At 31.7% G+C, this 14,636-nt stretch carries 5 protein-coding genes; 4 read left to right on the top strand and 1 reads right to left on the bottom strand.

Translation table 11 applies throughout. The annotated features are described in order from the left end of the window. Positions 1-28: 28 nt before the first annotated feature. Both HSX10_RS09735 and HSX10_RS09730 read left to right on the top strand, forming a co-directional pair. Positions 29-1,810, top strand: coding sequence for a T9SS type B sorting domain-containing protein (locus tag HSX10_RS09735; RefSeq protein ID WP_173588028.1), 1,782 nt, complete (start codon positions 29-31; stop codon positions 1,808-1,810). Positions 1,811-2,248: 438 nt separating this feature from the next. After that, positions 2,249-7,093, top strand: coding sequence for a T9SS type B sorting domain-containing protein (locus HSX10_RS09730; protein ID WP_173588027.1), 4,845 nt, complete (start codon positions 2,249-2,251; stop codon positions 7,091-7,093). A gap of 303 nt (positions 7,094-7,396) precedes the next feature. Here HSX10_RS09730 and HSX10_RS09725 read toward each other — a convergent pair whose 3' ends face one another. Next, complete coding sequence (locus HSX10_RS09725) at positions 7,397-9,757, bottom strand: T9SS type B sorting domain-containing protein (RefSeq protein ID WP_173588026.1); 2,361 nt, start codon at positions 9,755-9,757, stop codon at positions 7,397-7,399. 262 nt (positions 9,758-10,019) lie between these two features. On the opposite strand from HSX10_RS09725, the gene HSX10_RS18730 reads away from it, so the two are divergent. Further along, on the top strand, positions 10,020-13,343 hold the full coding sequence (locus HSX10_RS18730) for a T9SS type B sorting domain-containing protein (protein WP_254453224.1): 3,324 nt from the start codon (positions 10,020-10,022) through the stop codon (positions 13,341-13,343). Between the two features lie 34 nt (positions 13,344-13,377). Then, the coding region (locus tag HSX10_RS09715) for an IPT/TIG domain-containing protein (protein ID WP_173588025.1) at positions 13,378-14,636 on the top strand (1,259 nt) is incomplete at its 3' end.

Raw genomic sequence — 14,636 nt, 5'->3', positions numbered from 1 at the left:
ATTTTAGTACTTTAATTAAGCTAACGTATTGAAAAACAAATACTACATATTATACTTCTTTTTATTTGGCATCATAATCCCAATACATGCCCAAGACGTTTCTTTATACCAACAATTTAACGGTAGATACGATTATACAGCTATTGGTAACACGATGAATACAGTTGAAAATGGTACTTCAGGGCCTTGTACTATTTTAACCTCATCATCTGCAGACTTAACACTTAACAGTGATCAAAATGTCGTTGCAGCTTATTTATATTGGGCAGGCTCTGGTAATGGTGATTTAGACATTTCTTTAAACAATATAAATATCACAGCAGAGCGCACCTTTAGTTACGCCTTAGACACGCAACGTGTTTTCTTTGCTGCTTTTGCTGATGTAACAACAATTATTTTAGATCAAGGAAGTAACAATTATACACTTTCTAATTTTGATCTCACCAATGTAATTGCACCCTATTGTTCAACAGGAACAAATTTTGGTGGTTGGGCCATAACCGTAATTTATGAAGATACTAATCTTCCACTCAATCAACTTAATGTTTATGACGGCTTACAAGCTGTACCCGATTTCTTAAATATTACATTAGATAACTTAAATGTATTAGATAACGAAAATGCTAAAATAGGTTTTGTAGCATGGGAAGGAGATAGTTCTATTGCCGTAAACGAGCAACTCACCATTAATGGAAATATAATTAGTAATGCCCCATTAAATCCTGCTAACAATGCTTTTAATGGTACTAACTCATTTACAGGAGATACAGACTTACATAATATGGATATTGATGTTTATAATATTCAAGATAATATAAACATAGGAGATTCATCTGCAACTATTACGCTAACTTCAGGACAAGATTTAGTAATGATAAATAATATTATTACGGTTTTAAACAGTCAATTACCAGATGCAACTATTGAGATTGATAATTATATAGTGAATTGTGGCGATAATAATATCGAAGTCTTTTATACTGTAAATAACTTTAATAGTACTGATGTTTTACCTGCTAATACGCCTATCGCTTTTTATAGTAATGGAATTTTTATTGCACAAAGTGAAACCATAAATGACATCGCTATAAATGCAGTAGAAAGTAATTCTATTATCATTAATCTCCCTGAAGATATTGATCCTAACGTAAATATTTTAGCCATAGCAGATGATGACGGAACATTAAATGGTATTGTTACAGAAACTAACGAAAACAACAACAGTACTTTTATTGACATAGAATTACTTGTCGTTCCCGAAATAATAACACTCCCTAATCTTATAGGTTGTAACCAAGGTTTTGAAACCTCTACCTATAATTTATTTGAAGCACTTGAATCTATAGATTATAATACCGAAGCGGTTAGCTTTTACCGATCTCTCGATGATTTAGAATCTGAAGTTAATGCTATAAACATCCCTACAGATTATAACAACATTTTAAATCCTGAACCCCTATATATTAGAATTCAACAATCCCCATGTTACGAAATCTATAAGTTTAAATTAATTATTGAAAATTGCCCTCCACGTATTCCTGAAGGGTTTTCTCCAAATAATGACACTAAAAATGACTGGTTCAATATTCAAGGTTTATATGATATCTTCACAAACCACCAATTACAAATTTATAACCGTTATGGAGAACTAATATTTGAAGGTAATAATGACAAACCTTGGTTAGGAAAAACAAATAGAGGTCTTAACAATATAGGGAATAGAGTTCCTGTTGGCACTTACTATTATATTTTGAATTTAAATGACTCTAATTACAAACCTTTTGTCGGTTGGGTTTATGTAAACTACTAAAAAGTCAAAATTTTAATCCATTCCTCTTATTTTTTTGAAATAATATTCAACGTACTCTAAGTATCAGAAAATTTATCCTATTATTTTACTCTAAAAACTTTAAGAATCCACTTCTACTCTATTCTAAAAATAATGACTTTATAAACTTGTTATTTTCAAAATAAACCAAAATTATCACCTCTTTAAACCAAAAAGCAGTAATATTCCATACACTAAATAAGAAAACTTACTGATTTTCAACACATAAAACACCTTACTTTTCTCTATATTTCACTAGTTCAACAACTCTTTTAGTGTTTTTATGTTAACATTTAGTGTATTTCATCGTATTTTATTGTACTTTGTCTTAATATAATCTATTTTTGAACCTGATTACAGAATGTGTTTGTGCTGACCCCAAATCTACCCTTCACTAAAAACTTAATCCTAAACTAAAGAATGACCTATTTAAAATACTCCCTCAGTTTATTTATTGGCCTAATTTGTAGTATAACTTTTGCACAACAAGTTACCGTAGATAATACCCTTTCTCCTCAAGATTTAATTCAGAATACACTTATAAAAGGTTGTGTAGAAGTTTCAAATATTTCATCTCCTTCAAATGGATCTTCAATTGGTATTGGCAGTTTTGGTTATTTTGAACGTGCAGCTTCTAATTTTCCATTTGAAAATGGAATTGTACTTTCTACAGGAAATGCAAATTCAGCAGGAAACGGACAAAATAATGATATTTTAAATGAAGGCGATACAACTTGGTTAACAGATACAGATTTAGAATCTACTTTAGGAATTTCAAGTACCGTAAATGCAACATCTATAGAATTCGAATTTATTTCAATATCTAATCAAATACAATTTAATTATATTCTAGCTTCAGAAGAATACTATGGAAATTTCCCCTGTGAATACTCTGATGGTTTTGCTTTTCTTATTAGAGAAGTTGGAACTGGAGCTCCTTATAGTAATATAGCTTTAGTACCTGGAACTACAATTCCTGTGAATACAAATACAGTTCACGATGAAATTTCAGGATTTTGTGCAGCTTCAAATGAAGACTATTTTGAAGGATACAATCTTGGTGACACAAATTATAACGGAAGAACAAGCGTACTTTCTGCTACAGCAACAATTCAACCTAATGTTCAATATCAAATAAAGCTTGTTATAGCGGATCAAAATGATCAAAATTATGATTCTGCTGTATTTATAGAGGGAAATAGTTTTGATGCTTCTGTAGACTTAGGTGAAGATTATTCGACTTGTACTGCTAGTGTGGAATTAGATGGAAACATTGCCAATACTAATGCAACTTACATGTGGTTTTTTAATGACACTTTAATGCCATCAGAAAACCAAGCTACAATTACCGCTTCACAATCTGGAAATTATCGTGTAGAAATTCAATTACCTCTGGCTGATGGCTCTTGTATTATTGAAGATGAAATTAACGTTACTTTAAACACCACAGAAATATCAGATCCTATTTCTGATTACTTATTATGTGATGATCCAAGTAATGATGGTATTGAAACCTTTGATTTATCTACTAAAGATTCGGAAATCTTAGCTTCCGTGCCTTCTTCTAGTTATACAATCACTTATCATTATTCAGATACCGATGCTATTAACAATAGTAATGCCATCACAACTGCTATTCAAAATACAGAAAACCCACAACCTATTTATGTGAGAATCGAAGATACTGTTAATGGTTGTTTAACTTTTTCAACTTTCAACTTAATAGTAAATACATCACCTACAATTTCAGCCCCAACACCTTTAGAAGTTTGTGATAGCGATAATACAGCTGATGGTATGACCGCTATGGATCTTAATTTACTTATAGATGACGAAATCATACTTTCTCAACCGAATCTTGTTGTAAGCTATCATAGTTCTGCCGCAGATGCAACTGCGGGTGTAAATGCTTTACCAATGCCTTATACAAATACAAATCTTACAGAACAAATATTTGTAAGTGTTAAGAATATTGAAACAGGCTGTATTAGTACTACAACTCTAGATCTTAGCGTTATTGAGAGTCCTGCAATTAATAACGAAAGACATTATATAGATGCTTGTGATACGGATTTAGATGGTTATGCTAATTTTGATTTAACGTCTATTATTCCTGAAGTTTTAGATGGATTAACAGGGGTTACGGTTTCCTTTCACACCACAGAAGAAGATGCGATCTCTGGATTAAATCCTATTATTGATGAAACCAACTACGCTAATGTAGGTTTTCAAGAACAAATTATATACATTAGAGTAGAAAGCACTAGCTCTAGCTGTGCTTCTGTTACTCCAATTGAATTACATACCAATCTCTTATTAACCGCTACAAACATTAGAGATATAAGCGCTTGTGATATTGGTGATGATGGTACTGAAGATTTTATTTTTGATGATATTTCGGTAGGTATTATTAACTTATTACCAGATGTTGAGATTACATACTATGAAAGTGAAAATGATAGAGACAACGGAATTAACCCTATTGATGCTTCTGTATCCTATAGTTCTACAAGTGATCCGCAAACTATATACATCACATTAGAAAATTTAACATGTTCTGAAGTTGCACAATTTGATTTAATCTTATACCCAATTATTCAATTTGAATCTGTAATTAACCTAACAATTTGTGATGAAGACCAAGACGGATTTACAACAACAGATTTATCCGTTTTAAGTGGAGACGTTACAAATGATGAAGAAGGTTATGAAGTCACTTATTTCTTAACAGAACAAGATGCTATAAATAATACAAATGTGTTACCTAATTCTTACACAAACATTACTAATCCTTTCACCTTATTTCCTAGAATTACATTTTCTGAAACAGGCTGTTATGATTATAATTCTTTTGAAGTTACAGTTTTACCAGCTCCTGAGAGTGAAAAACCAGCTGATATTATAATATGTGATGCTGATAGAGATGGAATATCTCAAATTAATTTAAATAATAGTATTCCTAATTCAGTTCTAACAACCCCAAACCGTAATACAAGTTTTTACAATAACCTATTAGATGCACAATCTGGCACAAACGAAATAACTAACATTGCGAATTATGATGCACAAACAGAAATAGTTTTTATGCGTGTAGAAAACGCAAGTACGGGATGTTTTACTATTGAAGAATTAGATATTATAGTAAATACATTACCTTATATTGGCGATTTATCTAACTATATTGAAGATTATATTTACTGTGAAAATGCATCAGATGGTATAGGAGAATTTATTTTTGAAAATAAAGATGCAGAAGCTCTAGATACACAAATAGGAAAAGACGTGAGTTATTACCTAAACCCAACTGATGCAAACAACAAAACCAATGCTATAGATAAAACAAGTATTTATCAAAATATTAGTAACCCGCAAAACATCTATGTTAGGGTTGATAATCTAACTGATGAATCTTGTTACACAACCGCTTCTTTCTCTATTGAAGTTGGAACAAACCCAATATATAACGAACCAACAGATTGGCTTGTGTGTGATGATGTTTCAAATAATGGATCTTCAGTTTTTGATTTTTCTATTAAAGCTGAAGAAATATCTGCAGGTATTCCAGATATAGAAAACGTAACATTCTATACTTCTGAAAATGATGCTATAAATAACACGAATGCATTACCTATGGAATATGAGAACATTGTTAATCCTCAACAAATCTATGTAAATATAGATAATGGTTCTCTTTGTCAATCTATAACGTCATTTGTAATTAACGTATTTTCTGTTCCTGATGTTAGTACTGTAGACCCAATCATAGAATGTGATAATGATACTGACGGTATTCTTCCTTTTGATTTAACTGTTGCTGAGGCTAATGTTTTAGATGTAAGACAACAAAATATTGTTATTGCTTATTATGCTAATTTTGAAGATTCTGAAACTGAAAGTAATCCTATTACTGATCCTAATAATTATTCAAACGTATCAAACCCACAGACGGTTTATATGAGAGTTTCAAATTCAATCTCTAACTGTTATGTTGCGCTTCCAATAGAGTTAATTGTAAACCAACCTCCTATTATTAATGATTTCCAAAACTATACAGCCTGTGCAAATGATACTAATACTGTTGATTTAACTGAAATTAATCCAATAGCAACAGATGTTACATACAACGTATTATTTAGTTATTTTTCTAACGAAACAGATGCCAAAGCAAATACAAATGCTTTAGACACTAATTACACCTACCAAACCAATAATGACACCTTGTTTGTAAGAGCAGAATACAGCACTACACATTGTACAATGTATTATGAATTTAATTTAAAAATTGTGCCATTGCCAATAGCAAATCAACCAAACAATTTAATAGCATGTGATGATGACTTTGATGGTCTTTTAGATTTCGATTTAACTCAACAAAACTCAAGTATTTTAGGTGGTCAAAACCCTAATTTATTTACCGTTACTTATCACAATACAGAACTTCAAGCAAACGAAAATAATTCGGAATTAGATACAGATTACATAGCTTATGATAGTGAAATTATCTACGCTCGTATAACAAATAACACAACAGGATGTTATAGTATTACTTCATTCTCTGTAACTATAAATCCTTTACCTATAATCGATCTTGATAACCAAGTTATTTGTATCGATAATCTGCCTTTATTAGTATCTGCAAATACTAATTACTCAACAGATTCGTACCTGTGGTCTACAGGAGAAACAACACCTGAGATAGACATTACAGTTATTGGTAATTATTGGGTAACAGTCACAACGCAATCAGGTTGTGAAAGCACAAAATATTTTGGAGTTACCGAGTCTGAAACAGCAACCATAGAAACAACAGAGGTTCTCGATTTTTCAGACCCAAATAATATTACTGTTACTGTAAGTGGAATAGGAAATTACCTTTATCAATTAGATGATTTAGAACCTCAAGAATCAAACTTTTTCAACAATGTAGCTATGGGATACCATACCGTTACCATTATAGATTTAAATGGGTGTGCTAATATTACTAAAGACGTTTTAGTAGTCGATATCCCTAAGTTCTTTACGCCAAATGCAGATGGTGATTTTGACACTTGGCATATTATAGGTATTGAAACAATACCGGGAACTATAATTAATATTTTTGACCGTTATGGAAAACGCATGAAGCAATTAACTTCTACATCACCGGGTTGGGATGGCTATTACAACGGACAAAGAATGCCAACTAGTGACTATTGGTATATTGCTGAAATAAAAAGAGGATCAATTGCTTTTGAAGTTAAAGGACATTTTACATTGAAGCATTAGATAATCAAATTTGATTATCAATCATAAAAAATATAAACTTCAATACTCCAATATTTTCGATAATATCATTGTTAACGATACATAAACTAATGTTTGTTCAAAGTCATAAAGCTTTCTTATAAGGCTTTATGACTTTGAATAATAGTAAAAACAATTCTTATATCAATTAAATTTAGAGTCTCCCTTTTAAAATTACAGACTAACTCTTGAAGTCATTCTCGTTCAGAATATAAATAACAATTTCAAATTAATATTTATCTCTGTATTAAAATGAGCACTTAGATTATAAAATAGCAGTATTATCTATCGCTTTAAAGCAAAGTGACCTGTATACTGCTTACCATCTAATAATCGGGTTACAAACCAATAATCATCACTCGGTAAGTCTGTACCATTTAGTGTACCATCCCATGCAAGATTGCTCGGATTTAGCACCGTAATTAGCTTTCCGTAGCGATTAAATATTTGAACAGTTTCTACCAAACTAAATTGAGGATTCTCACCAATAACAGTCCAAATATCATAATCTCCATCTGCATTTGGTGTAAAGAATTTTGGGAATCCTAAAACTGAAATTTCTTGTTCAAGAATTTCACACCCATTATTATCTTTAACATAAACGGTATAAAAACCTTCATTAAGATTGGTAAACACATTACTCTGCTGGTAATCACCATTAACATCATCTAAAGCAAACTCATAATCACCATCACCAGAAACATTAATCGTTACCGTGTTGTTAGGCGCCGCTCCTTCAACCGAAATATTTTCTATAATTGCACTGCTTGATGGACTCACGGTAATTATTCTACTAGACGAACATCCATTAGGATCAGTTACAATCACAGTATAATCTCCTATTTCATTAACTTCATTAAATGTTGTATTTACTGATGTAGATTGACCATTAAACAACCATTCATAATAATAATTATTAGGTAAATCATTAAGCACACCTCCTAAAATTCTAACGGTTTCCGGATATAAATTTGTGCAATAATATACTGTTTCATCAGCTTCTAAAAGCGGGGTATAAACCACACTTAAGTTTACAGTTGAAATACTAAAACATTGATTTCCATTTTTAACCTTCACATATATAGTTTGAAAATCTACCGTTGTATTTTCATAAGTATTTGGCAACGCATTACTTTCATTAAATGCATCATCTTCCGTTTCATAAAAATCCAAGGAAGCTCCCAAGGGGATTTGATTTTGAATAGCAACTTCTATATCACTTAAATTAAAATCCGAAAATCCATCGACAATATCTCCATCACAACCTAATAAATCTGGAATGATCAACATATTATTAGAGGTTTGAAGTTCTACCTCTGCAATTTCATAACAATTAGCATCATTAATGACAAATGCATAAACGATTTGAGAAGCCACAGAATTATCAAAATTCTGAGGATTAGAAATAGGATTCGTATAACTTAAAGCTTCTGCTTCTGTTAAAAAGAAATCTCTAATATTTAAATCATTATCATTATTGGTAATATCAGCTGAAGCTTCAAATAAATTAAAGGTCGTTAATCCATCTTGATTTATATCACATTCAATTAAAACAGCGTCAGACACAACAGGTAATGGCGAATACTCTATAACAACTTCACCATAAGAAACACAGCCATTAGCCAAACCAACCTCAACAGTATAAGTTCCTTCTTCAGTTACTGTATAAGTACCACAATTAATACAACCACTAGGTTGAGAATCTACTAAAACCCCATCTTTAAACCAATCGTAAGAAGGTGTTCCAGATTCGTTTACACTTAATTCTAAAGTTTCACCTTCACATAGCGCATTTTGTGTTGCAATTAAACGATTAGGTCCCATATCTGTAGACAACTGAAAACTACCTGCTTCTAAAAAGACCACAGAATCATATCTGTAGTTTTGCTCGTCTGCAATAACAAGTTTTACATGGTATGTTTCATTAGGAACAACATTAGCTGTTGCTGTTAAAACTGCTGTTTGCCCATTAAAGTTAATAGGTGCATTTGAATCGTTATAGTTTCCAAAATATGTTTCGTTTAAAGGCGGACAACTACCAGAAACACCAGGTGTAACTGTTGTTGCTTTAACAGGCGTATTTGTATCCGGAACTAATGCTATATTTTCATACTCTATTTGACCTGTACCTGAAGTAGGACGAATTAAAAAACCAAATAAGTCAGAATACAGACAACTGTTAGAATTTCCTTCCTGGTACTCTTCCGAAGCAAAAATATATCTAAAACTAATTTGAGAGGCTACCGATGTAAAATCGAATTCTAAAATTGTAGCATTTATAGTTCCTGATTCGTTAAGTGCATTTTCTAAATCGGTATCTCCTCCCCAACCCGATGCATTATCATCGCTTATACTTGTGTTTGGACCTGGAACATTTTGAAGTCTTCCTGTACTTAAAACTAATCCACTTTCAAAAGGAAAAGCAGTACCGGTGGCATCAAAAAAACCATAACTCTGATCTGCACCACTAAAATTCCCTCCAGAAACATTAGTAACAACAACATTATCAATACAGTTACTATCGATAAGAATATCTTCAATAAGCTGTTGAGGTGTGTATAATTGACTATCTACTGAAATATTCTGTGCAGAATTCAATAACGTAAATAGAAGGGCTATTATTAGAGAAATGCTCTTTACTTTCATTTTTATTTTTAAGGGAAGGCAAATATACATATCAAAGATTTACTAAAAACGAAATAAGATGTTAAAAAAAAATTCTAAAATTCACTAAATCTATTCATTAACTTCTTTTTTTAATAGGCTTATTTTTTCATTTATTTATGTAATACATATTTTAAATACATTATTAATTCCTTTACTTTAGCCAAGCTGTTATCGTAACTATTACTTAACAAATGGGAGCTTTTAATTATATACTTTTGCCGACCATTTTTATCTATTTTTAATGAAAAAACATATCTTTTTACTATTACCTCTTGTCCTAATTTTAAACGGTTATTTTTTAACTAACACTACAAATCACAGAACTTATAATACCAAAAATGTGACTTGCCCGGCTCCAACAATAAATACAATGAGCCCTTTTAGTGGACCAGAGAACACTGAAATCACACTAAATGGAACAGATTTCACAACTGTAACAACTGTAGATTTCGATGGTATAAATGCTAATTTCACAATAATTAATGATTCTGAAATCACTATTAATGTTCCTTCTGGAGTTTCTAACAATACCAATATAACACTCACAACTAATGGAGGATGTTCTGCAACAGCACCTAATAGTTTTACTTTAATGAGTTCTGAATGTAACGTTGCCGATGAAATTTATATATCAGAAGTTTATGATGCCGTTTCTGGTGCTTACGGAGTTATAGAGATTTATAACCCAACAAACTCAACAATTAACGTAGATACTAATTACGAAATACAACGTTTTGGTGATATTGGTAATGCTGCTCCAAGTAATACAATTCCGTTAACAGGTTTAATAGCGCCACTTAGCACCTATATTATTGAAATGGGTGGTAATGGAAATTCTTGTGGTGTATTATCTACAGATGTTAGTTTTAGTACAGGAATTAATGAAGATGACGAAATTAGATTAGTTAAAAACGGTACCTCCATTGATGTTATGCATACCGCTGAAGATAGAGGTTACACCTTTATAAGAAATGCTGATGCTTCTGCACCAAGTACAACATATACACCTAGCGAATGGTTATATTTAGAAACTGAAGATTGTACTGATTTAGGAGTACACACAGCAAACAACAGTTCTACAACAACACCAAATTTAACACAACCTAATAATCAAGAAATTTGCGAAAACAATACTGCTACGTTTTCTGTTTCTGTAGATTCTGGTTCTTATAATTACCAATGGCTTGTATTAGAAAATTCAGGAAATTGGGTAAATGTTACTAATAACAGTAATTATTCTGGTGCAACAACAAATACTTTAACGGTTACAAATACCCCTGAAAGCTTTGATAATAATCAATACTATTGTATCATTACCTCATCAGATTGTAATTTAGTTTCTAATGCGGTTCAACTTTTAGTTTCTAACCCAGATGTTGACACACTATCTAATCAAACTGTGTGTTACCAATATATTTTACCAACTTTAATTGACGGTAATTATTTTACAGGAATTAACGGAACAGGGACCCCTCTTTTTGCAAATGATGCAATTGCAACTTCACAAACAATCTATATTTATAATGAAGTTGGTACGGCTCCTAATATTTGTACTAACGAAAGTAGTTTTGAAATCACTATTTCAGGAACTATAGATGTAGACACACTGCCTAACGTATCCGTTTGTTCAGAATTTACATTACCCACTTTAACAGATGGTAATTATTTTACAGGAACTAATGGAACAGGAACTCAACTGAATGCTGGAGAAACAATAACAACTTCTCAAACAATTTATATTTATAATGAAGTTGGTACAACTCCCAATATCTGTACTAACGAAAGTAGTTTTGAAATAACCATCTCAGGAACTCCAAATGTAGATACTTTTAATCCTACAAGTGGGCCAGAAAACACCTTAATCACTATTAATGGTAGCAATTTTAATGATACCAATTCTGTTTCTATTGGTGGAATTAACACTGCTTATACAATCATTAATGATTCTCAGATAACAGCAATTGTACCTATAGGAGCTGCAAATTCTTCTCAAATTTCTGTTTTTAGTAATGAAGGCTGTTCGGGAGATTCATTATCAGATTTTACGGTATTAGATTCAGATTGTAACGTTGCCTATGAAATTTATATTTCAGAAGTTTACGATGCCGTTTCTGGTGCTTACGGAGTTATAGAAATTTATAATCCAACAAACACAACAATTACCGTAGATACTAATTACGAAATACAACGTTTTGGTGATATTGGTAATGCTGCTCCTAGTAATACAATCCCCCTAACAGGTTCAATAGCTCCACTTAGTACTTATATAATTGAAATGGGTGGTACGGGAAATCCTTGTGGTGTATTATCTACAGATGTTAGTTTTAGCACAGGAATTAATGAAGATGACGAAATTAAATTAGTTAAAAACGGCACCACGATTGATGTTATGTATACGGCAGAAGACAAAGGTTACACCTTTATAAGAAATGCTGATGCCTCTGCACCAAGTACAACATATATTTCAAGTGAATGGTTATTTTTAGAAACTGAAGATTGTTCTGATTTAGGAGTTCACACAGCTGATAATAGTAGTTCTACAACACCTGAGATTACACAACCTAATAATCAAGAAATTTGCGAAAACAATACCGCTACGTTTTCTGTTTCTGTAAATTCTGGTACTAATACTTACCAATGGCTAGTATTAGATAATTCAGGAAACTGGATAAACGTTACTGACAACAGTAATTATTCTGGTGCCACAACAAATACTTTAACCATAACAGATATACCAGCAGACTTTAATGGATTGCAGTATTATTGTATCATTTCATCTGACAGTTGTAATCTTGTTTCTAATGCTGCTCAACTTCTAGTTTTAAATCCTGAAGTAAATACACTTAATGATGTATCAATTTGTTCAGAATTTATATTACCAGCTTTAACAAATGGAAACTATTACACAGGAACTAACGGAACAGGAATATTACTTAATGCAGGAGAAACAATAACAACCTCACAAACAATCTATATTTACAATGAAGTTGGTACAACTCCAAATACTTGTACTAGCGAAAGTAGTTTTAACATTACGATTTATCCTTCTGTAGATTTTACGCTTAGTGATTCAAATATTGAAATAAATGAAGACACAATCACTATAACAATGGCTGACACTTCTGTTAATTATGAATATGCTATAGATAATTCAAGCTTTCAAACAGATCATGTGATTTCTTATATTTCTGAAGGAATTCATACTTTATATGTGCAAGATTCTAATGGGTGTATAATTAAATCTCTAGATTTTGAAATCTCAACTATTGCTGAAGAATTAATTATACCTCAAGGCTTTTCACCAAATAATGATAATAAAAACGATTGGTTTAATATTCAGGGGTTATATGATGTTTATCCTAACCATAAATTAGAAGTTTACAACCGCTATGGAACTTTAATTTTTATAGGAAACAATAATAACAAATGGTACGGAAAAGCTAACAAAGGTTTAATGAAAACCGATAAAGTTCTACCCGTAGGAACTTATTTCTACGTGTTATACTTAAACGAACCTAATACGGAATCTAAACCTCTTACAGGTTGGGTTTATCTAAATAAATAACCTCTAATTATTTTCTCACTCCTAACTTAAAATAATGAAACGTATTAATTTATTAATTTGCTGCATATACGCCTTGTGTCTATTTTTTTCTACAACGGCGTATGCTACAACAGACAAAAAAGCGTTAGAAGAAAATACTCTTTGTCCGGCTCCAATAGTTAATACTTTTAATCCTACAACAGGACCAGAAAGCACATTAATTACGATTAGCGGTAGCAATTTTAATGATGCCAATACTGTTTATATTGATGGAATTGGCACCACTTTTACAATTATAGATGATTCTCAAATCACAGCAATTATACCAACGGGAGCCTCAAGCACTTCAAATATATCTATTTTAAGTAATGGTGGTTGTACAGGAAATTCGTCATCAGACTTTACTGTTTTAGAATCCGATTGTACGACTGCTGAAATTTATATTTCTGAAATTTATGATGCTTTTAGTGGAAGTTATGCAGTTATAGAACTTTACAATCCAACTAATTCTCCTGTTGTAATTGATGGCACTTATGTTATACTTAGATATGGAGATGTAGGCAATCCGGCTCCTAATAATACTTTCGATGAAATTACAGGAACAATTCCTCCTTTAAGCACATTTGTTATTCAAATGGGAAGCGGCTCAGAATGTTCTCCTTTAAGTGTTGATTTTTATATAACTACAGGAATTAATGATAATGACGAATTTGAACTCTTAAAAAATGGAGTTCTAATCGATGTTGTAAATTCACCCAATGAAAGAGGTTATACGGTTATAAGAAATGCAGATGCACCAATACCACAAACGACTTACGATATTAATGATTGGTCTATTAATTCAAATGAAAACTGTTCTGATTTAGGATCACATACTGCAGATCCTATTCCAGATAACACACCAATGATAACACATCCAACTTCACAAACAATTTGCGAAAATGGAACGGCTACTTTTTTAACTACAGAAGATTCTGGTACGGCTACATTTCAATGGAAAACTCTTAATATTTCAGGAAACTGGGTAAACCTCACCAATAATGGCACTTATTCAGGAACTCAAACAAATACTTTAACCGTAGCTAATAGTTCTGCAACTTTAGATGGAAGTCAATATTATTGTGAAATCACAACAACATCTTGTACTTTAATTACAGATGCTGCTCAATTAATTATTGACGCACCTGAGGTTGATACGATTGCGAATCAAACTGTATGTTCTGAGTACATTTTACCAACTTTAACTAACGGAAATTATTTCACAGCAACAAATGGTGGTGGAACTCAATTAAACCCTGGTGCTTCAATCACAAC

Origin of the sequence: Winogradskyella undariae, assembly GCF_013285155.1 — a bacterium.
In the GTDB taxonomy this organism is placed as follows: domain Bacteria; phylum Bacteroidota; class Bacteroidia; order Flavobacteriales; family Flavobacteriaceae; genus Winogradskyella; species Winogradskyella undariae.
The sequence above is the reverse complement of the archived record's forward strand: the minus strand, read 5'-3'. Positions and strand labels throughout refer to the sequence as shown.